The 22,127-nt window shown below is 71.7% G+C and carries 19 protein-coding genes; 9 read left to right on the top strand and 10 right to left on the bottom strand.

Annotated elements, in window-relative coordinates:
* Positions 1-87 precede the first annotated feature (87 nt).
* Positions 88-357 (bottom strand): chorismate mutase, encoded by a 270-nt coding sequence (locus tag ACIBBA_RS00435; protein WP_396693382.1) that lies wholly within the window; start codon positions 355-357, stop codon positions 88-90.
* Positions 358-903: 546 nt separating this feature from the next.
* On the opposite strand from ACIBBA_RS00435, the gene pcrA reads away from it, so the two are divergent.
* The gene (gene pcrA, locus ACIBBA_RS00430; RefSeq protein ID WP_396692426.1) at positions 904-3,309 is read left to right on the top strand and encodes a DNA helicase PcrA; all 2,406 of its coding nucleotides are present in this window, start codon (positions 904-906) and stop codon (positions 3,307-3,309) included.
* Positions 3,310-3,363: 54 nt separating this feature from the next.
* On the opposite strand, the gene ACIBBA_RS00425 is transcribed toward pcrA, so the two are convergent.
* Both ACIBBA_RS00425 and ACIBBA_RS00420 read right to left on the bottom strand, forming a co-directional pair.
* On the bottom strand, positions 3,364-4,065 hold the full coding sequence (locus tag ACIBBA_RS00425) for a M23 family metallopeptidase (protein WP_396693380.1): 702 nt from the start codon (positions 4,063-4,065) through the stop codon (positions 3,364-3,366).
* A gap of 340 nt (positions 4,066-4,405) precedes the next feature.
* Positions 4,406-5,116 carry a M23 family metallopeptidase gene (locus tag ACIBBA_RS00420; protein ID WP_350871410.1) on the bottom strand — a complete coding sequence of 237 codons (711 nt, stop codon included), beginning with the start codon at positions 5,114-5,116 and terminating at the stop codon, positions 4,406-4,408.
* Positions 5,117-5,653: 537 nt separating this feature from the next.
* Here ACIBBA_RS00420 and ACIBBA_RS00415 point away from each other — a divergent pair.
* From ACIBBA_RS00415 to ACIBBA_RS00400, 4 genes are all read left to right on the top strand, one after another.
* Positions 5,654-6,058, top strand: a complete 405-nt coding sequence (locus ACIBBA_RS00415; RefSeq protein WP_350871411.1) for a cobalamin B12-binding domain-containing protein — start codon at positions 5,654-5,656, stop codon at positions 6,056-6,058.
* A gap of 531 nt (positions 6,059-6,589) precedes the next feature.
* Complete coding sequence (sucC, locus tag ACIBBA_RS00410) at positions 6,590-7,768, top strand: ADP-forming succinate--CoA ligase subunit beta (protein WP_396692423.1); 1,179 nt, start codon at positions 6,590-6,592, stop codon at positions 7,766-7,768.
* A gap of 2 nt (positions 7,769-7,770) precedes the next feature.
* Positions 7,771-8,658, top strand: a complete 888-nt coding sequence (gene sucD / locus ACIBBA_RS00405) for a succinate--CoA ligase subunit alpha (protein WP_396692421.1) — start codon at positions 7,771-7,773, stop codon at positions 8,656-8,658.
* Positions 8,659-9,038: 380 nt separating this feature from the next.
* Positions 9,039-10,328, top strand: a complete 1,290-nt coding sequence (locus ACIBBA_RS00400; protein WP_396692419.1) for a DUF6350 family protein — start codon at positions 9,039-9,041, stop codon at positions 10,326-10,328.
* A gap of 87 nt (positions 10,329-10,415) precedes the next feature.
* On the opposite strand, the gene ACIBBA_RS00395 is transcribed toward ACIBBA_RS00400, so the two are convergent.
* Both ACIBBA_RS00395 and ACIBBA_RS00390 read right to left on the bottom strand, forming a co-directional pair.
* On the bottom strand, positions 10,416-11,027 hold the full coding sequence (locus ACIBBA_RS00395) for a hypothetical protein (protein ID WP_396692417.1): 612 nt from the start codon (positions 11,025-11,027) through the stop codon (positions 10,416-10,418).
* A 40-nt stretch (positions 11,028-11,067) separates the two neighbouring features.
* Positions 11,068-11,361 carry a CD225/dispanin family protein gene (locus ACIBBA_RS00390; protein ID WP_350871424.1) on the bottom strand — a complete coding sequence of 98 codons (294 nt, stop codon included), beginning with the start codon at positions 11,359-11,361 and terminating at the stop codon, positions 11,068-11,070.
* A 195-nt stretch (positions 11,362-11,556) separates the two neighbouring features.
* Here ACIBBA_RS00390 and purN point away from each other — a divergent pair, with 195 nt between their 5' ends.
* Positions 11,557-12,177, top strand: a complete 621-nt coding sequence (gene purN / locus ACIBBA_RS00385) for a phosphoribosylglycinamide formyltransferase (RefSeq protein ID WP_350871427.1) — start codon at positions 11,557-11,559, stop codon at positions 12,175-12,177.
* Positions 12,174-13,742, top strand: a complete 1,569-nt coding sequence (gene purH / locus ACIBBA_RS00380) for a bifunctional phosphoribosylaminoimidazolecarboxamide formyltransferase/IMP cyclohydrolase (RefSeq protein ID WP_396692414.1) — start codon at positions 12,174-12,176, stop codon at positions 13,740-13,742. The genes purN and purH overlap by 4 nt, the downstream gene beginning before the upstream one ends.
* Positions 13,743-13,872: 130 nt before the next feature.
* On the opposite strand, the gene ACIBBA_RS00375 is transcribed toward purH, so the two are convergent.
* From ACIBBA_RS00375 to ACIBBA_RS00355, 5 genes are all read right to left on the bottom strand, one after another.
* The gene (locus tag ACIBBA_RS00375) at positions 13,873-14,907 is read right to left on the bottom strand and encodes an ABC transporter ATP-binding protein (RefSeq protein WP_396692412.1); all 1,035 of its coding nucleotides are present in this window, start codon (positions 14,905-14,907) and stop codon (positions 13,873-13,875) included.
* Positions 14,891-15,928, bottom strand: a complete 1,038-nt coding sequence (locus ACIBBA_RS00370) for an ABC transporter ATP-binding protein (RefSeq protein WP_357051101.1) — start codon at positions 15,926-15,928, stop codon at positions 14,891-14,893. The genes ACIBBA_RS00375 and ACIBBA_RS00370 overlap by 17 nt, the downstream gene beginning before the upstream one ends.
* Before the next feature lie 5 nt (positions 15,929-15,933).
* A complete protein-coding gene (locus tag ACIBBA_RS00365; protein WP_350871438.1) occupies positions 15,934-16,890 on the bottom strand; it encodes an ABC transporter permease in 957 nt (318 codons plus the stop codon).
* The gene (locus ACIBBA_RS00360; protein WP_350871440.1) at positions 16,883-17,821 is read right to left on the bottom strand and encodes an ABC transporter permease; all 939 of its coding nucleotides are present in this window, start codon (positions 17,819-17,821) and stop codon (positions 16,883-16,885) included. The genes ACIBBA_RS00365 and ACIBBA_RS00360 overlap by 8 nt, the downstream gene beginning before the upstream one ends.
* Positions 17,822-18,016: 195 nt before the next feature.
* A complete protein-coding gene (locus ACIBBA_RS00355) occupies positions 18,017-19,621 on the bottom strand; it encodes an ABC transporter substrate-binding protein (protein ID WP_350871442.1) in 1,605 nt (534 codons plus the stop codon).
* 446 nt (positions 19,622-20,067) lie between these two features.
* Here ACIBBA_RS00355 and ACIBBA_RS00350 point away from each other — a divergent pair, with 446 nt between their 5' ends.
* Together ACIBBA_RS00350 and mdh are read left to right on the top strand one after the other, a co-directional pair.
* Positions 20,068-20,928: a bifunctional methylenetetrahydrofolate dehydrogenase/methenyltetrahydrofolate cyclohydrolase gene (locus ACIBBA_RS00350; protein WP_350871444.1), complete on the top strand. Its 861-nt coding sequence runs from the start codon at positions 20,068-20,070 to the stop codon at positions 20,926-20,928.
* 111 nt (positions 20,929-21,039) lie between these two features.
* Complete coding sequence (gene mdh / locus ACIBBA_RS00345; RefSeq protein ID WP_396692408.1) at positions 21,040-21,990, top strand: malate dehydrogenase; 951 nt, start codon at positions 21,040-21,042, stop codon at positions 21,988-21,990.
* The last annotated feature ends 137 nt before the right edge of the window (positions 21,991-22,127 follow it).

Here is a 22,127-nt window from a genome sequence, read left to right as displayed (position 1 = left end):
GCGACGCCGGCAGGCGGTTCCGCGTTTCCGGGCCCGGTCGACGCCGGGCGGCCGCGCCCAGCCGCCGCGGGCGCCGTCGCCGGCGCCTCAGAGCGGGCCGCGACCGGCGCGGAGCAGCAGCAGCGCGAGTTGGGTGCCGTCGGAGCCGAGCGCCTGCCGGAACCGCTCCAGGATCTCCCGCTCGCGCGAGAGCACCAGCCGGGTGCCGCCGGAGGCCATCCGGGTCGCGCCGACCTGCTGGGACAGGCTCGCCCGCTCCTGCCACAGGTCGATCAGCGCCTGGTCGATCTGGTCGATCCGCTCGCGGATGGCCACGATCTGGGCCGCCGCGACCGGCTCCTGGGTGCCGGCGTCCACCGGCCGCGGGTCGGGTCGGTCGTTCTCGGTGTCGCCGGTGGCCAGGTTCGCCGCCAGGTCGGCCGCCTGGGCGGGCGTGCCGTTCGTAGCCTCGGCGGGCGCGTCGACCGACCGGGCCGGCACGTCGCCGGGCGTCACCGCGGCGGACCGCCCCCCGTCGGCGTCGCCGGACGCATCGGGTTTGCCCGGGCCGCCGTTCTGCTCCACCACGTCTGTCATCATCGCCGTACCCCTCGGACGTCGGGCCCGGTGCCCGGATCCCGGGACGAAAAAGCCCCGGGCTCCAGGAGCCCGGGGCTTTTCGCAGGTCTGTGATCAGGCGCGACCTACGGCTGCCGGACTCCCGGTGCCGTAGTAAAAGTAGTAGCGCTGACCGAACACGCCGTCGAGTATGCCCATCCGGGGCGCCGGCGCGCAAGGATTCCCGGGGAAGCAGGCCTCAGGTCACCCCCAGCGGGTCGCCGTCCGGCGGGCGGTGCCGGCTGGGTCGCACCCGGGCGTGCGCGGTCGGGAAGTGTCCGCCCGGCGGCATAGACTCGCCGTGCGATGCATCCTCTCTTCGACATCCCCGCGTCCCCGCCCGCGCTCGAGCGCGCGTCGGCCCGTCCGCACCGGCCCGGGCCGGCGCCCAGCCGCCTCGATCCACAGGCCCTGCTCACCGGGTTGAACGGGCCGCAGGGCGACGCGGTCACGCACGCCGGCACGCCGCTGCTGATCGTGGCGGGCGCTGGCTCCGGCAAGACCCGGGTGCTCACCCACCGGATCGCCTACCTGCTCGCCGCGCGAGACGTGCACCCCGGCGAGATCATCGCGATCACCTTCACCAACAAGGCCGCCGGCGAGATGAAGGAGCGGGTCGCCGCGCTGGTCGGGCCGCGGGCCCGGCTGATGTGGGTGTCGACCTTCCACTCGGCCTGTGTCCGGATCCTGCGCGCCGAGCACGAGCACGCCGGTCTGAAGTCGACCTTCTCCATCTACGACGCCGACGACTCCCGCCGGCTGATGCAGCTGGTCACCCGCGAGCTCGATCTCGACCCGAAGCGCTACCCGGCGCGCGGCCTGGCCGCCCAGGTCTCCAACCTGAAGAACGAGCTGGTCGACCCCGAGGAGTTCGCCGCCCGGGCCAAGGGCCCCAACGAGCGGGCCCTGGCCGAGGCCTACACGCTCTACCAGCGCCGACTGCGCGAGGCGCACGCGCTGGACTTCGACGATCTGATCATGACCACGGTGCACCTGCTCCAGTCGCACCCGCACGTCGCGGAGACCTACCGCCGGCGCTTCCGGCACGTGCTGGTGGACGAATACCAGGACACCAACCACGCCCAGTACACCCTGATCAAGGAGCTGGTCTCCGGCACCGAGGGACTGGCACCGGCCGAGCTCTGCGTGGTCGGCGACGCGGACCAGTCGATCTACGCGTTCCGTGGCGCGACCATCCGCAACATCCTGGAGTTCGAGCGGGACTTCACCGACGCCCGGACGATCCTGCTGGAGCAGAACTACCGCTCCACCCAGACCATCCTCAACGCCGCCAACGCGGTGATCGACCGCAACACCTCCCGCAAGCCCAAGCGGCTGTGGAGCGACGCCGGCGCCGGCGAGCAGATCGTCGGCTACGTGGCCGACACCGAGCACGCCGAGGCGGACTGGGTGGCCCGCGAGATCGACCGGCTGGTCGACGCCGACGAGGCCCGCCCGGGTGACGTGGCGGTCTTCTACCGCACCAACGCCCAGTCCCGGGTCTTCGAGGAGGTGTTCATCCGGATCGGCCTGCCCTACAAGGTGGTCGGCGGGGTGCGCTTCTACGAGCGCAAGGAGGTCCGCGACGCGCTGGCCTACCTCCGCGCGGTGGTCAACGACGACGACACGGTGAGCCTGCGCCGGATCCTGAACACCCCGCGCCGGGGCATCGGCGAGCGGGCCGAGGCGTGCGTCGAGGCGCTCGCCAGCCGGGACCGGATCTCCTTCGGCGCGGCGCTGCACCGCGCCAAGGAGGCGCCGGGCATCTCGACCCGGGCGGCGAACGGCATCGCCGACTTCGTCGCCCTGCTCGACGGCGCCCGCGAGCTGGCCGAGACCGGCACCCCGGAGGAGGTGCTGGAGGCACTGCTCACCCGCTCCGGCTACCTGACCGAGCTGGAAGAGAGCCTCGACCCGCAGGACGCCGGCCGGGTCGACAACCTCCAGGAACTGGTCAGCGTGGCCCGGGAGTACACCGAGCGGATCGAGGCGACCGGCGACGAGGGGGAGCGGGCCACCCTGGCCGGCTTCCTGGAGCAGGTCGCCCTGGTCGCCGACGCCGACCAGATCCCCGCCGACGACCCGGACCACCAGGGCGTCGTCACGCTGATGACGCTGCACACCGCCAAGGGGCTGGAGTTCCCGGTGGTCTTCCTGACCGGTCTGGAGGACGGCGTCTTCCCGCACCTGCGCTCGCTCGGCGACACCCGCGAGCTGGAGGAGGAGCGGCGGCTGGCCTACGTCGGGATCACCCGGGCCCGGCAGCGCCTCTACCTCTCCCGGGCGGTGACCCGCTCTGCGTGGGGACAGCCGTCCTACAACCCGCCGTCCCGCTTCCTCGAGGAGTTGCCGCCCGAGCTGGTGCGCTGGGAGCGCACCGAGGGGTCGTACACCTCGTGGGCCGGCGGGGGCGGCGGCGTCGGTGGCCGCGCGGACCGCACGCCCGGCGGGCGCGGGACCTTCAACGGGGGTACGCCGAAGGCGGCCCAGTTGGCGAAGCGGCTCGGTGTCGACGGCAGCCGATTGACCACCGCCAGCGAGTTGCCGCAGGGGCCGAAGGTGGCCGCCGGCGACCGGGTCAACCACCAGCGCTACGGGCTGGGTCGGGTGCTCGCCGTGGAGGGACACGGCCCCGGTGCCCGCGCGCAGATCGACTTCGGCGACCAGACCATGTGGCTGGTGCTCCGGCACGCCCCGATCGACAAGCTCTGAGCCGGCGCGGCCCGGCCCGGCGGATGCCGGACCGGGCCGCGTGCCTCGGTGAGGTCAGCAGGGCACGTCGATGCCCCGGGCGCGCAGGAACGGCGCCGGGTCGATCTGGTTCCACATCTGGCCCTGGTGCACCTCGAAGTGCAGGTGCGGGCCGGTGGAGTCGCCGGTGGAGCCCTCGTAGCCGATGACCTCGCCGACGCCGACCTTGTCGCCCACGCTCACCACGAGCCGGCTCTGGTGGGCGTAGTGGGTCAGGTAGCCATTGCCGTGGTCGATGAAGACCGAGTTGCCGTACCCGTCGCCGGCGTCGCCGGCTTTGACCACGGTGCCCGCGGCGGCGGCGTGGATCGGGGTGCCGGCCGGCAGGGCGAAGTCGATGCCCGCGTGCTGAGTGCCCCACCGGGGGCCGAAGCAGGACGTGGTCGCGGCGCCCTTCATCGGGATGACCCAGGCCGGCTTCGGCTTCGTGGTCTTCCTCGGCTTCGGCTTGGCGGTGGCCGGCTTGGCCGAGGGGCTGGCGGCGGACGGGCTCGGCGTCGGGCTGCTCGGCGCGACCGACGGGGTGGCCGCCGCGCTCGACTCGCGGACGGAGCGGTCGGCGCGGGCGGCTGCCTCGGCACGGGCCTGCGCGTCGAGCGAGACCGGCGCCGGGGTGTGGTCGTCGCCGGTCGTGGCGACCGCGACGCCGGCGACGCCGATGCCGAGCGCGGCGACCGCCCCGACCACGAGGAGCCGGGCGCGGCGCCCGACGCGCATCCGGTGCCGGGTCACGTCGGCGTCGGCGCGCTGCTCGTTCCGGGTGGTGCTGTCTTCTTCCTGCACGGGGGGACCTTCACGTGTCGAGGGGATCGGACGGAGAAGATCCTGGTGCGGGCCCGGGTACCGGCGGGTAAGGGGGACGGGTCGGGCCGGCGGCAGGACACCGGCCGCTGACCCGTTCTGGGCGGCCATGGGGGTTCTGACCCGTTAAGTGATCATGTTCGACGGTGGCGCCGCTCACATTTCCGGCTGTGGCGCAGGTGACATCGGTTCGCCCCGGGCATGAAAAAACCGCCCGGATCGATCGATCCGGGCGGTTGTTCGTCGATACGTAGCGTCAGGAGGCGGCTACCTCGCCGTAGATTGCCTCGACTTGTAGCTTGATGTCCACTCCGCGCTCCTGGAGCCACGGCACCGGGTCCACCGGCTCGCCCTTGACATGCACCTCGAGGTGCAGGTGGCTGCCATAGGAGTGGCCGGTGTTGCCCACCAGGCCGAGCTGGTCGCCGGCCTTGACCTGCTGACCCTCCTGGACGCTGACCGCCGAGGAGTGGCCGTAGATCGCCTCGCTGCCGTCCGGGTGCTGGACGATCACCGCGTGGCCGTAGCCGCCGAACCAGCCGGCCTTGGTGACGGTGCCGGCGTGGATCGCGACGTACGGGGTGCCCTCTGGGGCGACCAGGTCGACGCCGGTGTGCAGCTTGCCCCAGCGCATTCCGTAGGGCGAGTTGAAGTCGTAGCCCTGCAGGGGCAGCAGCCAGACGTCCGGCTCGCCGGCCTCGTCGGACCGCCCGCTGTCGCGAGAGGCGCGGTCGGCGGCGTCGGCACGGGCCGCGGCGTCCTGGCTGGTGATCGAGGCCTGCCGCAGGTCGTCGAGGACCGACGGGTTGACGCTCTTGGCGTCCGGCAGGGCGCCCGCGCCGAGCGCGACGACGCCGGCGCCGACGAAGGCGGTGGTGACGACGGCCGCGTAACGGCTACGCGGGGGCGTGGGTACGCGGCGACGACCGCGATATCTATCGGGCTCAGACGACAGGCGCTGGCGCACGCACACCCTCCGTTGTCGGGGTTCCGATGCGGCCCGCGGACACCCGAAGAAGCTCGGGTGAACGTCTGCTGACCGCGTCGTCACCCGTCCATGGACCTGATGACAACCGTGGACACGTTAGCCAACCACCAGGCGAGTCACAAGCCGGAGCGCCGAATTGGCGTGTCGATCTGTCCGTTTGCGTCCGTGATTGTCACGCCTCGCGCCGCCGATCGGTGCCCAGGTTACTGTCCGTTCGTCGCCGAGCGTGACCGGTACGGCGGACTCGTCCCGCTTGACGGCGAGGGCCGCGCCGCCCGTTCCCGACCGGGCGGTCGCCGCACCGCCCGGGCGCCCGCCGCAGGTCACCGGGGATCCCGGACCCGGAGGTCCGGCACGGCTCGCCCGTCGGGTGGACCCCGCCGCCCGGCCGACGATCCACCCGACTCGCCACCCGACTCGCCGGCCGGGTTCCCGGCCCGGATTTCCCGGCCCCGGTCGGCCGGGTTACCGTTCGTTCAGGTGAATGCCGCGAAGTCCGGTGAAAGGTGTGCGCTGATGAGCTCTCGAATTCGGGTCGTCGTCGCCAAGCCCGGCCTGGACGGCCACGACCGGGGCGCGAAGGTGGTCGCGCGCGCGCTGCGCGACGCCGGCATGGAGGTCATCTACACCGGCCTGCACCAGACGCCGGAGCAGATCGTCGAGACCGCCATCCAGGAGGACGCCGACGCGGTCGGCCTCTCCGTGCTCTCCGGTGCGCACATGACGCTGTTCCGGCGGGTCCTCGAGCTGCTCGCCGAGCGCGACGCGCGGGACATCGTGGTGTTCGGCGGCGGCATCATTCCGGACGCCGACCTGCCCGAGCTCGAGAAGCTCGGGGTCGCGAAGATCTTCACGCCGGGGGCGACCACCCAGTCGATCGTGGAGTGGGTGCGGCAGAACGTGGCGCAGCCGGTCAGCTGAGGCGGGCGTCGCGCCGGCCTTCCTGGCTGACAGCGGCGGTGCTCTCCTGGCTGACAGCGGCGGCGAGAAGGCCGCGGCCGGATCGGGACACGGGGGAGGGGCCGGACGCACCCCTCACACGTCCGGCCCCTCTATGCACGATGCCCCGCCGCCACCCCTCGACCGACAGGGCATCGGCCGTCTCCCGTCATCGCGCTTTCCAGCGCTCCGACATCTGACTCAACGAGGCCCCGCCGGAGGGGTTACGCGCCCCCGCCAACATCGCCCGGACGACTGACGCGACCGGACCGTCGCCGCCCGGGAAAGACCCGGCGCAGGCGCGTCCGGGGCGGCTGCCGCGCGGCGGCGGTCCGGGTCCGACGGTGGGCTGTGCATTACCGCACACCGCGCACCCGCTCGGTTGCCGCCGGTGGCCACCTCGCTAGGCTGCGGCCAATGGCCTGTTTCAAGTGATGACAGGCGTCAAACTGTTTTCTGAACGCTGGTGGCGGCGCGACGGCGCGCCGCGGAGACGGGACGGGACGCGCAATCGTGGACCTGTACGAGTACCAGGGGCGGGACCTGTTCGAGCGGCACGGCTTGCCCGTGCTGGCCGGCGGCGTCGCCACTACCCCGGAGGAGGCCCGCGCGATCGCCGAACGCCTCGGCGGTCGGGTGGTCGTCAAGGCGCAGGTGAAGGTCGGCGGCCGGGGCAAGGCCGGCGGCGTCAAGCTGGCCGAGGGCCCGGATGAGGCGGTGGCCCGGGCCACCGACATCCTCGGCATGGACATCAAGGGCCACACCGTCCACAAGGTCATGATCACGGTGACCGCGGACGTGGCCGAGGAGTACTACTTCTCGTACCTGCTCGACCGGGCGAACCGCACCTTCCTCTGCATCGCCAGCGTTGCCGGTGGCATGGACATCGAGCAGGTCGCGGCCGACACCCCGGACAAGGTGGTCAAGGCCCCGATCGACGCCGTCAAGGGCGTCGACGAGGCGAAGGCCCGCGAGATCGTCACCGCGGCCGGCTTCCCGGCCGAGGTCGCCGACCAGGTCGTCGACGTCGCGGTGGGCCTGTGGCAGGCCTTCGTCGCCGAGGACGCCACCCTGGTCGAGGTCAACCCGCTGGCCACGACGGGCGACGGCAAGCTGCTGCTGCTCGACGCCAAGATCAGCCTGGACGAGAACGCCGGCTTCCGGCACCCGGACCACGAGGCGCTGGTCGACCAGGCCGCGGTGGACCCGCTGGAGCAGGCCGCCAAGGAGAAGGACCTCAACTACGTCAAGCTCGACGGCGAGGTCGGCATCATCGGCAACGGCGCGGGTCTGGTCATGTCGACCCTCGACGTGGTCGCGTACGCCGGTGAGCGGCACGGCGGCGTCAAGCCGGCCAACTTCCTCGACATCGGCGGCGGCGCCAGCGCGGCCGTGATGGCGAACGGGCTGGAGATCGTGCTCTCCGACCCGTCGGTGCGCAGCGTCTTCGTCAACGTCTTCGGTGGCATCACCGCCTGCGACGAGGTCGCCAACGGCATCATCCAGGCGCTCGCCCTGCTCGAGCAGCGCGGCGAGCAGGTCACCAAGCCGCTCGTCGTCCGGCTCGACGGCAACAACGCCGAGGCCGGTCGGGCGATTCTCGACGGCGCGAACAACCCGCTGGTGCAGCGGGTCGACACCATGGACGGCGCGGCCGAGCGGGCCGCCGAGCTGGCAGCTGCGGGGGTCTGAAGATGGCTATCTGGCTGACCAAGGACTCCAAGGTCATCGTCCAGGGGATGACCGGTTCCGAGGGTTCCAAGCACACCCGGCGGATGCTCGCCGCGGGCACCAACGTGGTCGGCGGCGTGAACCCGCGCAAGGCCGGCACCACCGTCGACTTCGACGGCACCGAGCTGCCGGTCTTCGCCTCGGTCGCGGACGCGATGAAGGAGACCGGGGCCGACGTCACGGTGATCTTCGTTCCGCCGCAGTTCACCAAGGCCGCCGTCGTCGAGGCGATCGACGCCGGCATCGACCTCGCCGTGGTGATCACCGAGGGCGTGCCGGTGCACGACACCGCCTCGTTCTGGGCGTACAACGTGTCGAAGGGGGAGCGGACCCGGATCGTCGGGCCCAACTGCCCCGGCATCGCGTCGCCGGGCGCCTCGAACGCCGGCATCATCCCGGCCGACATCACCGGCACCGGCCGGATCGGCCTGGTCAGCAAGAGCGGCACCCTGACCTACCAGATGATGTACGAGCTGCGGGACATCGGCTTCTCGACCTGCGTCGGCATCGGCGGTGACCCGATCATCGGCACCACCCACATCGACGCGCTCGCCGCGTTCGAGGCCGACCCGGACACCGACGCCATCGTGATGATCGGTGAGATCGGCGGCGACGCCGAGGAGCGGGCCGCCGAGTTCATCAAGGCGAACGTCACCAAGCCGGTCGTCGGCTACATCGCCGGTTTCACCGCCCCGCCCGGCAAGACCATGGGGCACGCCGGCGCGATCATCTCCGGCTCGGCCGGTACCGCCGAGGCGAAGAAGGCGGCGCTGGAGGCGGTCGGTGTGAAGGTCGGCAAGACGCCGACCGAGACCGCGCGCCTGATGCGGGAGATCATGTCCGCCGGCTGATCCGGCTGTGCGCGTACCGAGGGGGTCGACCGGCGCGGTCGGCCCCCTCAGTCGTCTCCTCGCCCGGGTCGGTGCCGGCCCGGGCGCGGAGCCCGCTCTCGAACGACGACTCCCACGACGCCCGGCGCGAGGGCGACGTGACCGGATGGCCGGGCGGGTGGGTGTCCCGAATGGACAGGTGGTCGAGGACGATGCCGAGGACTCCGCGGAGGATGGGACCGGACGCGACGCCGAGCACGCCGGAACGGCGGTGCGGGCCCGCTCGGTGGCCGGCGGCAGGGCCCACGGGGGGCCGACGGAGCGCGGACAGCGGAACTCGCCGTCGTGCCGGGGGGTTATCGGACTGCTCCCGCGCGCGCGGCATGCCAGAGTAGATCCCGATGTCCTCCGTCACCCCTGATCAACCCCGCCGCTCCGGTACGGCCACCGCCGACGACCGGTCGGGTGGCCGCGCCGCGCCGGGCCGGCGGGTGCCGGCGCCGCGGTCGGGCGGAGCGCCGCGCGGTCGCGCGCCGCTCGCCGTGGCAGCGGCGGTGGCGGCCATCGGCGCCGCGCTCACCTCCTACCTGCCCGTCGCGATCGTGCTCGGCCTGGCGCAGCTCAGCGAGGACGCCGGCTCGGTCACCGGTGCCCTGCGTGTCGGGCTGGCCGGCTGGCTGCTCGGGCACGGCGTCCCGCTGCACACCGAGGCCGGTCCGCTCGGGCTCGTTCCGCTGGCGTTGACCGGGTTGGTGGTCTGGCGGCTGACCCGGGCCGGGGTGCACGTCAGTCGGGCCATCGGCGCCCGCGGCGGCCGGTCGCTGCGGCAGGCGCTCGTCGCCGCCGGCGCGGTCGGCATCGGTTACGCGCTGCTCGGTGTGCTCGCCGCGGTGCTGGTCGGCGTGGGCGGACCGACGGTGTCCCTGCTCCGTGCCGGGCTGACCTTCGCCCTGCTCGGCACACTGGCCGCGCTGGTCGGCGCGGTGCGCATCTCCGGCGTGGCCAGGCTGTTCGACGAGCGCGCCCCGGTGGCGCTGCGCGAGGGGATCCGCACCGGCCTGGTCGCCGGTCTGCTGCTGCTCGGCGCGGGCGCCGGGGCGGCCGGGCTCGCCGTGGCCACCGGCGGGGGCGACGCGGCCGACATGATCGGGGCCTACCGGACGGGGGTGGCCGGGCAGGCCGGGATCACCCTGGTCAGCCTGGCCTATGCGCCCAACGCCACCGTCTGGTCCACCAGCTACCTGCTCGGGCCGGGCTTCGCCGTCGGCACCGACACCGCGGTGCGGACCAGCGAGGTCTCGGTGGGCGCCCTGCCGGCCGTACCGCTGCTGGCCGGCCTGCCCCGCGGCCCGGTGGACGGGCTGGGCGCCGCCATGCTCGCGGTGCCCGTGCTGGCCGCGATGACCGCCGGTTGGCTGCTCGCCCGGCGGCTGCTGCGGCTGGCCCTGGACGAGCGGGCGCCGGTCGGCTGGGCGGCGCTGCTCGGCCCGGCGGCGATCGCCGGACCGGTGGCCGGGGTGCTGCTGGGCGTGGCCGCGGCGGCCTCGGCCGGTCCGCTGGGTGGCGGCCGGTTGGCCGAGGTGGGTCCGGTCGCCTGGCAGGTCGCCGCGGTGACCACCGCGGTGGTCGGCGCCGGCGCGCTGCTCGGCGCGGCGGCCGCTCGGGCCTTCGCCCGCCCCGCCGCCGGCTGAGCCGCGGGCGGCCGGTCCCCACACCCCGCAGACAGACCGAAGGGGCGCCCCGCGGCTCGCGGGACGCCCCTTTCGTGATTCGGACGGTCAGGGCTGGCTGGGCAGGCTCATACCGATGAGGTTGAGGATCAGCACCAGGATGCCCAGGCCGGCGCCGACCGCGCCGCAGATCAGACCGGCCTTGGCCTGGCCCGCGTTGTTGGCCAGGCCCTGGTCCGCCTTCTGCTTACCCAGGTAGCCGGTGACCACGGCGGCGATGCCGGCCGGGATGCCCAGGAACAGGCAGCAGGCCAACGGGATCGACGCGATGCCGAGGATCATCGACACGAGGCCGAGGGTGTTGTTCTGCCCCTGCGCCTGCGGGTAGCCGGCGTTCGGGTAGGTCGGCGCACCGCCGTACGGCTGCTGCTGCGCGTACGGGTCCTGGTACGGCTGGCCGTAGGGCTGTCCCGAGGTGGGCGGCTGGCCGTACGGCTGGCCCGAGGTCGGCTGCTGCCCGTGCGGCGGCTGCTGACCGTAGGGGTTCTGCGGCGCGGCGTACGGGTCCTGCGGCTGGCCGTAGGGCTGCCCGGCGGGAGGCTGCTGCCCGTACGGCGCCGCCGGCGGCGGGGCGTACGGGTCGTGGGGCTGCTGCGGCGCGGTCGGATCCTGGTTGGGCTGCTGGTTGTAGGGATCCTGACCGGGGTAACCGGGCTGCATTCGACGAGGCTCCTTGGCTGTGTCGTCAGTACATGGTCCGTCAGTATGTGGTGCTGTCGCCACTCATGATCGCGCCGAGACCGCCCAGCGCGCAGCACACCAGCACGATCACATACCACGCGATGCCGATGATCAGGGCCCACTTGGACCACTTCTTCGACTCCGCCGCGGCGGCCTGCGCCCCGGCGTAGTCACCCTGCTGGAGCAGCGGGTTCACCTTGGACGCGTTGATGATGGCCGGAATGGCCAGCGGCCAGAAGAGGAAGATGGCGACGATCGACATCGTCATGTTGTTGTTGATCGGCTGCTGGGGGGCAGGGTATCCGGGCTGCATGGGGGCTCCTCATTCATCGACACGGCTCGCGTGTCGGATCATCGACGGGGTGCGGGCCGGGCGCGCCGGTCCCGAGCGACCGGCAGCGTACCGGTTTCGCGCCAGTCCGGCTGTCACCTGCGAGCACCGATCGACGGCAACCGTCCCGACCTGCCCGGACGTGGGCCGTCCCGACCTGCCCGATAGGGTGACCCGGTGACCGAGCCCGCGTCCGCCGCCCGCATCGTCGTCCTCATCTCCGGATCCGGGAGCAACCTGCAGGCGCTGCTCGACGCCACGGCCGACCCGGCGTACGGCGCCCGGGTGGTCGGGGTCGGCGCCGACCGGGACGGCATCGCCGGGCTGGACCGGGCCGCCGCGGCCGGGGTGCCGAGCTTCGTGGTGCCGCTGAAGGCGTACGAGACCCGGGAGGAGTGGGACCTCGCGCTCACCGCGCAGGTCGCCGCGCACTCGCCCGACCTGGTCATCTCCGCCGGGTTCCTGAAGCTGGTCGGGCCGCACTTCCTGGCCGCCTTCGGCGACCGCTACCTGAACACGCACAACACCCTGCTGCCGGCTTTTCCCGGCATCCACGGCCCGCGCGACGCCCTCGCCTACGGCGTGAAGGTCACCGGCGCCACCCTCTTCTTCGTCGACGCCGGAATGGACACCGGCCCGATCGTCGCGCAGGTCGCCGTGCCGGTGCTCGACGACGACGACGAGGAGACCCTCACCGAGCGCATCAAGTCGGCCGAGCGGCGCCAGCTCGTCGAGCAGGTCGGCCGCCTGGTCCGCGCCGGTTGGACGATCACCGGAAGAAAGGTCACGACCCCGTGAGCTCCACTCAGGACGAGCGCCGCCCGATCCGGCGGGCGCTGGTCAGCGTCTACGACAAGAGCGGGCTGGTCGAGCTGGCCCGGGCCCTGCACGCCGCCGGCGTGGAGATCGTGTCGACCGGGAGCACCGCCGCGACGATCGCCGGCGCCGGTGTGCCGGTCACCGCGGTGGAGACGGTCACCGGCTTCCCCGAGGTCCTCGACGGCCGGGTCAAGACCCTGCACCCGAAGGTGCACGCGGGGCTCCTGGCCGACCTGCGCAAGCAGTCGCACGTCGACCAGCTCGACGAGCTGGGGGTCGCTCCGTTCGACCTGCTGGTCAGCAACCTCTACCCGTTCCAGGCCACGGTCGCCTCCGGCGCCAGCCTCGACGAGTGCGTGGAGCAGATCGACATCGGCGGGCCGGCGATGGTCCGGGCCGCGGCCAAGAACCACGCGTCGGTCGCCGTGCTGACCGACCCGTCGGCGTACCCGGCACTGCTGGCCGCCCTCGACGCGGGCGGCTTCACCCTGGCTCAGCGCCGGGCCCTGGCCGCGCGGGCCTTCGCCGACATCGCCGAGTACGACGTGGCGGTGGCGAACTGGTGCGCGGTGCAGCTCGGGGCCGAGCCGGAGTGGCCGGGCTTCGCCGGGCTGGCGCTGCGGGCGGAGCGGGCGCTGCGCTACGGCGAGAACCCGCACCAGGCGGCGGCGCTCTACACCGACCCGGACGCGCCGGCCGGGCTGGCCCAGGCCGAGCAGCTGCACGGCAAGGAGATGTCCTACAACAACTACGTCGACGCGGACGCCGCGTGGCGGGCCGCCAACGACTTCGTCGACCAGCCGGCCGTCGCGATCATCAAGCACGCGAACCCGTGTGGCATCGCGGTGGGCGCGGACGTCGCCGAGGCGCACCGCAAGGCGCACGCCTGCGACCCGGTCTCGGCGTACGGCGGCGTGATCGCGGTCAACCGGCCGGTCTCGGCCGAGCTGGCCCGGCAGGTGGCGGACATCTTCACCGAGGTGGTGGTGGCGCCGGAGTTCGAGGCCGGCGCGGTCGAGATCCTCCAGGCCAAGAAGAACCTCCGGCTGCTGCGCGCCCCGGCGTGGAACCCGCCGCCGGCGGAGTGGCGGCAGATCAGCGGCGGCGTGCTGGTGCAGCTGGCCGACCGGGTGGACGCCCCCGGCGACGACCCGGCGAACTGGCAGCTCGCCGCCGGCGACCCGGCCGACGAGCAGACCCTGCACGATCTGGCTTTCGCCTGGCGGGCGGTCCGCGCGGTGAAGAGCAACGCGATCCTGCTGGCCAGCGATGGCGCGACCGTCGGGGTCGGCATGGGTCAGGTCAACCGGGTCGACTCGGCGCGGCTGGCGGTCAGCCGGGCCGGGGCGGACCGGGCCCGGGGCTCGGTCTGCGCCTCGGACGCGTTCTTCCCGTTCGCCGACGGCCCGCAGATCCTCATCGACGCGGGGGTTCGGGCGATCGTCCAGCCGGGCGGCTCGATCCGCGACGAGGAGGTCATCGCCGCCGCCAAGCAGGCCGGCGTGACGATGTACCTGACCGGCACCCGCCACTTCTTCCACTGACCCCCGCTGGACCCCGCCGCTAGACCCCGCTGGACCCCGTCGATCATGCAGTTGTGGTGTCTCACGAAGGGCGCGAATCGGCGCCTTTCGGCCACCACAACTGCATGATCGACCGGGCTGGGGGCAGGGGTCAGGCCGCCGCGGTGGGGCGCAGTTCGGCGAAGTGGCAGGCCGAGGGGTGCGGATCGGCGGCGCGCGGCACGGTCTCCGGGTCCTCGACGGCGCAGATCTCCTGCGCCTTCCAGCAACGGGTGCGGAACCGGCAGCCGCTCGGCGGGTCGGCCGGCGACGGCACGTCACCGGTGAGCCGGATGATGTTCCGGTCGGTGCGCGCCTCCGGGTCCGGCACCGGCACGGCGGAGAGCAGCGCCTGGGTGTACGGATGGGTGGCCCGCTCGTAGATCTCGTCCTCGGTGCCGATCTCCACGATCCGGCCGAGGTACATCACCGCGACCCGGTCCGCGATGTGCCGGACCACCGACAGGTCGTGGGCGATGAAGATGTAGGAGAGGCCGAACTCGTCCTGGAGCTGTTCGAGCAGGTTGATCACCTGCGCCTGGATGGAGACGTCCAGCGCCGACACCGGCTCGTCGCAGACGATCACCTCCGGACGCAGGGCGAGTGCCCGGGCGATGCCGATGCGCTGCCGCTGCCCGCCGGAGAACTGGTGCGGGTACCGGTTGATGTGCTCGGGGTTCAGCCCGACCACGTCCAGCAGCTCCTGCACCCGCTTGCGCTTGCTGCCCTTCGGCGCCGCGTCCGGGTGGATCTCGAACGGCTCGCCGATGATGTCGCCGACCGTCATCCGCGGGTTCAGCGAGGTGTACGGATCCTGCATGACCATCTGCATGTTGCGCCGCAGCCGGCGCAGCTCGCCGCCGGAGGACTTGAACAGGTCCTTGCCCTCCAGGGTGGCCCCGCCCGAGGTCGGCGTCTCCAGCCGCATCAGCAGTCGGGCCAGCGTCGACTTGCCGCAGCCGGACTCACCGACCACGCCGAGGGTCTCGCCCCGACGCAGCTCGAAGCTCACCCCGTCCACCGCCTTGACCGCGCCGATCTGCCGCTTGAACAGCACGCCCTGCGAGATCGGGAAGTGCTTGACCAGGTTGTCGACGGAGAGGATGGTCTCGCCCCGGACCTTGGTGGAGCTAGCGGGCGCTGTCATCACGGACCTCCTGCGCGAAGTGGCATGCGCTGGTCCGGCCGTCGCCGAGGACCAGGTCGTGCGGCACCGCGTCCACGCAGACCTGCTGGACGTACGGGCAGCGGGGATGGAACGGGCAGCCGGAGGGGATCCGCATCAGGTTCGGCGGCAACCCCTTGATCGTCGACAGCTCCTGGCCGCGGACGTCCAGGCGCGGGATCGACTCCAGCAGCCCCTTGGTGTACGGGTGCGCCGGCGCGCGGTAGAGCGAGCGGACGTCGGCGTGCTCGACGATCCGGCCGGCGTACATCACCGCGATCCGGTCCGCCACGCCGGCCACCACGCCGAGGTCGTGGGTGATCAGGATCATCGCCATGCCGAGGTCCCGGCGAAGGTCGGCCAGGAGGTCCATGATCTGGGCCTGCACGGTGACGTCCAGCGCGGTGGTCGGCTCGTCGGCGATGAGCACCTTCGGGTTGAGCGCCAGCGCCATCGCGATCATGACGCGCTGCCGCATGCCGCCGGAGAACTGGTGCGGGTAGTCGCCGATCCGCCGGGCGGCGGCCGGGATCTTCACCAGGTCCATCAGCTCGATGGCCCGCCGGCGGGCGTCGCCGCGAGACATCCCCTCCCGCTGGCGCAGCGTCTCGCCGATCTGCCAGCCGACCGGGAAGACCGGGTTCAGCGCCGAGAGCGCGTCCTGGAAGATGATCGCGATCTCTTTGCCACGCACCTGCCGGCGCTGCTCCTCCGACTGGGCGAGCAGGTCACGGCCCTGATAGAGGATCTGCCCGGAACGGATGTGCGCCGGCGGGGTGTCCAGGATGCCCATGATCGCCTGGGCGGTCACCGACTTGCCGGAGCCGGACTCGCCGAGCACGGCGAGCGTCTCGCCGGCGTCCAGGTGGTACGAGACGCCGTTGATCACCTTGGCCACGCCCTCGCCGGTGCGGAACTCGACGTGCAGGTCCCGTACCTCGAGCAGGTGGCCGCCCTCCGGGGTGGCGGAGGCGGGCGTGGGTTGGACGATGGAGTCGGTCATCAGGGTCACCGCAGCTTCGGGTCGAAGGCGTCACGGATCGCGTCGCCGAGCATGATGAACGCGAGCACGGTCAGTGCGAGGAAGGCCGACGGGACGATCAACGGCGTCGCCGCTTCCCGCATGTGGATCCGGCCGGTGTCGATGTCCTGGCCCCACGAGATGGTCGGCGCCTTGAGGCCGATGCCCAGGAAGGAGAGCGTGGCCTCGGCGGCGATGAACGAGCCGAGCGCGATGGTCAGCACCACGATGGCCGGGGCCAGCGAGTTCGGCAGGATGTGCCGCCACATGATCCGGCCGTGGTTGGCGCCGAGCATCCGGGCCGCGGCGACGTAGTCCTGCTCCTTGGCGGTGATCACCGAGGAGCGGACCACCCGGGCGGCGGTCGTCCAGCCGAGGACGGCCAGCACGAAGATGACCGCGGTGATCCGGGCCGTGGGGCTGTCGCTGCCGACCCGCTTGAGCAGCACGATCGCGGCCAGCAGCAGCGGGATGCCGAGCACGACGTCGATGACCCGGGAGAGCACCGCGTCCACCCAGCGGCCGAAGTAACCGGCCAGCATCCCGATGACCAGCGCGATCACGCCGGTGCCCAGGGCCGAGAGCGCGCCGACCAGCAGCGACGCCCGGGTGCCGTAGACCGCTCGGGAGTACGTGTCGCAGCCCTGGAAGTCGTACCCGAAGATGGCCCCGCCGGACGGCCCGGCGTGCTGCCGGGAGAGCAGGCAGTCGCGCGGGTCGTTCGCGGTGAACACGCCGGGCAGGAGCGCCATCAGGGTGACGAGCAGCACCAGCACCAGCGAGATCCAGAAGATCGGGTTGCGGCGCAGGTCGCGCCAGGCGTCCCCGGCCAGGCTGCGCGGCTTCTGCGCCGCGCCGACCTGGTTGGGCGTGCCGGGCTCACCCGAGGGGCCACGCCGTGCGGCCTGGTTCTCGGTGGCCGCCACAGTCTCAAAATCACTCATAGCGGATCCTCGGGTCGAGTACGGCGTACAGGACGTCCACCACCAGGTTCGAGACCAGGTAGACCACGACGAGCACGCTGACGATGCCCACCACCAGCGGCCCGTCCTCGGTGCGGATGCCCCGGAAGAGGTTGAAGCCCACGCCGGGGATGTTGAAGACGCCCTCGGTGATGATCGCGCCGCTCATCAGGTTGCCCAGCTCGACGCCGAGGAAGGTCACCACCGGGATGAGCGAGTTGCGCAGCACGTGGACGCTGACGATGCGCCGCTTGAGCAGGCCCTTCGACCGGGCGGTCCGTACGTAGTCGGCGCGCAGGTTCTCGGCCACCGAGGTGCGGGTCAGCCGCAGCGCGGTGGCGAGCGAGAGCGAGCCGAGCACGATGCCGGGCAGCAGCAGCGCGTAGAAGCTCGGCTCCGAGCCAGCGGTGGGCGGGAAGAGCTGCCACTTCACGCCGAGGAAGAACTGTGCGAGCGGCGCCAGCACGATGGTCGGGATGCCCAGCACCAGCAGGGTCAGCACCAGCGTCGAGTTGTCGAAGATGCTGGCCCGGCGGATTCCGGCGATCACGCCGGAGGTGACGCCGAAGATGACGGCCACGGCGAGCGCGATGAGGGCAAGCTTCACGGTGACCGGCCAGGCCTGCTGGAGGATGTCGCCGATCTGCCGGCCGGTGAGCGACTGGCCCAGGTCGCCCTGGAGCAGGCTGCGCACGTAGTCGAAGTAGCGGTAGAAGAAGCCGCCCACGCCGGTCGCGTCCAGGTGGTACTTCTCGGTCAGATATGCCCGCTGAGCCGCCGTCACCGGCCGCTCACCGGCGAGAGCCTGGATCGGGTCGCCCTGCCCGGCGAACATCAGCGCGTAGACGATCAGGGTGGTCCCGAGGAACGCGAGGACCATCTGCAGGAGGCGCCGCAGGATGTAGCGGAACATACTTGACAGTCTCTCTGGAAAAGTGCGAAAGGTTCGCAGTACGACGTCTCTGGTCGTACCGGAAATCTTGCCGCCGGTGCCCCTCCGGCCCGGGGGCCGTGCGGAGAGCGGCCGGACGGTTGGTCGGCGATTCCCGGTCCGCGCGTGCCCGGGCCACCCGGGTTTCCCCGAGTGGCCCGGACGCGGTCAGCTAGCTCAGCTGGTCGCTTCGATCTTGACCAGGTTGACGCGCTGGAACAGGTCCATCTCGACGTGGCTGACCTTGGTCGAATGCCCGAACACGTTCTCGCCGAAGCGGAGCGGGATGACCGGCATGTCCTTGGCCAGGATGTCCTCGGCCTGCTGGTACTTCTTGATCGCCTCTTCCTGGGTGGGAGCGGCGGAGCCCTCCTTCACCAGGCGGTCGAACTCCGGGTTGCTGTAGCCGTAGTAGTTCGACGAGCCGTTGGTGCTGTACAGCGGGCCCAGGTAGTCCTCCATGGACGGGTAGTCCATGACCCAGCCCAGCCGGAACATGCCGACCGGCTGCTTCTTCTCGACCTTGGTGAGCAGGTCGGCGAACTTCGGCTCGGCCGAGCCGACGACGTCCACGCCCAGGTTGGCCTTCAGCTGGTTGGCGGTCGCGTCGACCCAGTCCTTGTGGCCGCCGTCCCCGTTGTAGGAAATGACGATCTTCGACGGGCCGCCGGCGGCCTGGTAGAGCTTCTTGGCCTCGGTCGGGTTGAACTCGCCCGCCGCGCCCGCGGTGTTCTCCCGGTAGCCCGGCAGCACCGGCGAGACGAACGAGCGAGCCGGCTGCTGCGAGTTCTTGAAGATCGACTTGGTGATCTCGTCCCGGTCGATCGCCATCGAGATCGCCTTGCGCACGTCCGGGTTGCTGAAGTTCTTGTCGAACGTCGGGAACGCCAGGAACTGGAACGACGACATCGGGCTGGTCTGGTAACGGTCGCCCAGGTCGGTCGGCGCGGTGCTCAGGCTCTCGGTCGGGATCGTCGGCAGCACGTCGAGGTTGTCCGCCAGCACGTCCGCGTACGCGGCGGTGAGCTGCTGGTAGACCCGGAACTCGACGGCATTCACCTTGGGCTTCTCACCCGGGTAGGCGTCGTACCGCTCGACGTCGATCTTGCTGTCGTGCTGCCAGGTGCCCTTCATCTTGAACGGGCCCTGACCGATCGGCGCCTGCTCGTAGGAGTCCTTGAGCACGCCCGGGGCCGAGAACGCGGCGTCCGGCAGCGGGTAGAAGGCGTTGTAGCCCAGCATCGTCTTGAAGTCGATGTACGGGGCGGAGAGCGTCACCTGGAAGGTCAGGTCGTCGACCTTCTTCAGGCCGGACATCTCCTTGGCCTTCGGCTTGTCGCCCTGCAGGTCCTGGTAGCCGTCGATCTTCTCGAAGAAGTAGCTGCCACCCTGGCCGTTGGGCGCGTACGCGCCGTAGTTCCAGGCGTTGATGTAGTCCTCGGACGTGACCTTCTCACCGTTGTGGAAGGTGAAGCCGTCCTTGAGCTTGATCGTCCAGACCTTGTTGTCGGTCGACGTCACGGACTCGGCCGCGACCTCGTACGGCTTGTTCTGGGCGTCGTAGTCGACGAGCGGGCTGAACAGGCCGGCGAGCACCTGGGACCCGGACGTCTCGGTGGTGTTGGTCGGAACCAGGTGCTGGGGTTCCCCGATCTGGATACTGACCGCGGAACCGGAACCGCCGCTACCGGACCCACCGTCGCCGCCGCTGCCGCAGGCCGCGAGGCCCAGGGTCACCGCGAGCGGGAGGGCGGTCCAGGCGGCGAGCCTACGAACTCGCATTGAGCCTCCTCATCTCCTCACGCTGCGCAGTCAGGCCCGACGCTGGGTGACGCTGCGCAACAATCGGCAACGGTAGGTCGGGGTGGGTGCTTCCGGCAACGAGCCGGTTGCGACTCGGTAACGGTGTAGGTGGTGGCCCGTTGCCGATGGGCGGCGAGCCTGCTAGGGCGAGGCGGCGTTTACGCCCCTGAAGTGCGATTACTGCGGGGAAAGCGGCGTGCTTCGGGCCTGCCCGGACGCTGATCGGCGGTATTCGGTCGCCCGTCCCGGTTGTCGCCTTCCGTGCCGACGGGTCCGGTAACAGCTGTGGCTTGATCCACAAACCATCACCTAGAGTGATGAACGACACGTCACGCTTCGTTACCGACGGCGGCTGCTCGAGCTGCCGCCGGGTCGTGGAACCGGGTCATCCGAAAGACCGACGTCCAACATGAGACGATCAGTTCGTGACGGCGACGCTTCTGGACGGCAAGGCGACCGCGGCGGAGATCAAGGACGAGCTGCGGGCGCGGGTGAAGGCCCTGGCCGAACGCGGCATCACCCCCGGACTGGGCACGGTCCTGGTCGGTTCCGACCCCGGCTCGCAGGCGTACGTCAACGGCAAGCACCGGGACTGCGCCGAGGTGGGCATCGCCTCGATCCGCCGCGAGCTGCCGGCCGACGCCACCCAGCAGCAGGTCGAGGACGTGCTCGCCGAGTTGAACGCCGACCCGGCCTGCCACGGCTACATCGTCCAGCTGCCGCTCCCGGCCCACCTCGACACCCAGCGGGTGCTGGAGCTGATCGACCCGGCCAAGGACGCCGACGGCCTGCACCCGGTGAACCTCGGCCGGCTGGTGCTCGGCTACCCGGGGCCGCTGCCCTGCACCCCGCGCGGCATCGTCGAGCTGCTGCGCCGCTACGACGTGCCGCTGCGCGGCGCCAAGGTGGCGGTCGTCGGCCGCGGCAACACCGTCGGCCGCCCGCTCGGCCTGCTGCTCACCCGGCGCACCGAGAACGCCACGGTGACGCTCTGCCACACCGGCACCCTCGACCTCGCCGCGCAGACCAGGGACGCCGAGATCGTGATCGTGGCGGCCGGCGTACCCGGCCTGCTCACCGCCGACATGATCACCCCGGGCGCCGTGGTGGTCGATGTCGGCATCACCCGGGTGGTCGGGCCGGACGGCAAGGGCCGTTACACCGGGGACGTGGACCCGGGGGTGGCCGAGGTGGCCGGCGGCCTCGTTCCGATGCCGGGCGGCGTCGGCCCGATGACCCGGGCCATGCTGCTGACCAACGTGGTCGAGCGCGCCGAGCAGGGCTGAGGTCCGGACGCGACGCCCGTCGGGGTCATAACCGTCCGCCCCTGGCCGGTTCGGTGCCAGGATGACTGATACGGTCCGGAAAACCGACTGGTAGCAGGGAGTGGGACGACCATGGGTAAGAAGGTCACTGTCGTCGGGGCCGGCTTCTACGGCTCCACCACCGCACAGCGCCTGGCCGAGTACGACGTCTTCGACACCGTCGTGATCACCGACATCGTGGAGGGCAAGCCGGCGGGTCTCGCGCTGGACCTCAACCAGTCGCGCCCGATCGAGGGCTTCGAGACGAAGGTCGTCGGCGTCACCACCGGCCCGAACGGCGAGGGCTACGAGGCGATCGAGGGCTCGGACGTCGTCGTGATCACCGCCGGTCTGCCGCGCAAGCCGGGCATGAGCCGGATGGACCTGCTGGAGACGAACGCCAAGATCGTCCGCCAGGTCTCCGAGAACGTCGCCAAGTACGCCCCGAACGCCGTGGTCATCGTGGTCTCCAACCCGCTGGACGAGATGACCGCGCTGGCCCAGCTCGCCACCCAGTTCCCCAAGAACCGGGTGCTCGGCCAGGCCGGCATGCTCGACACCGCCCGGTTCACCAACTTCGTGGCCGAGGCGCTGAACGTACCGGTGAAGTCGGTGAAGACCCTCACCCTCGGCTCGCACGGCGACACCATGGTGCCGGTGCCGTCGAAGAGCACGGTCAACGGCAAGCCGCTGCGTGAGGCCATGCCCGACGCGCAGATCGAGGAGCTGGTCGTCAAGACCCGCAACGGTGGCGCCGAGGTGGTCGCGCTGCTCAAGACCGGCTCGGCGTACTACGCCCCGTCGGCCGCCGCCGCCAAGATGGCGAAGGCCGTCGCGGAGGACTCCGGCGAGGTCATGCCGGTCTGCGCCTGGGTCGACGGCCAGTACGGCATCTCCGGGGTCTACCTGGGCGTGGAGGCGCAGATCGGCGCCGAGGGCGTGAAGCGGGTCGTCGAGACCGACCTGGACGCCGACGAGCTGGCGAGCCTCAAGGAGGCCGCCGAGGCCGTCCGCTCCAAGCAGGCCGACGTAGCCAACATGTGATCCACCCGACCCACGGAAAGGGGGGGGGGGGGGCCCCCCCCCCCCCCCCCCCCCACACAAACCCCCCCCCCCCCCCCCCCCCGGGGACACCAGGTGGTTGTAACGGGGCGCGGGGGAGATAAGCCCCCACAACGTGT

The sequence above is a fragment of the Micromonospora sp. NPDC051006 genome (assembly GCF_044456245.1).
GTDB lineage: Bacteria > Actinomycetota > Actinomycetes > Mycobacteriales > Micromonosporaceae > Micromonospora.
This window is presented reverse-complemented; position numbering and strand designations above follow the sequence as displayed.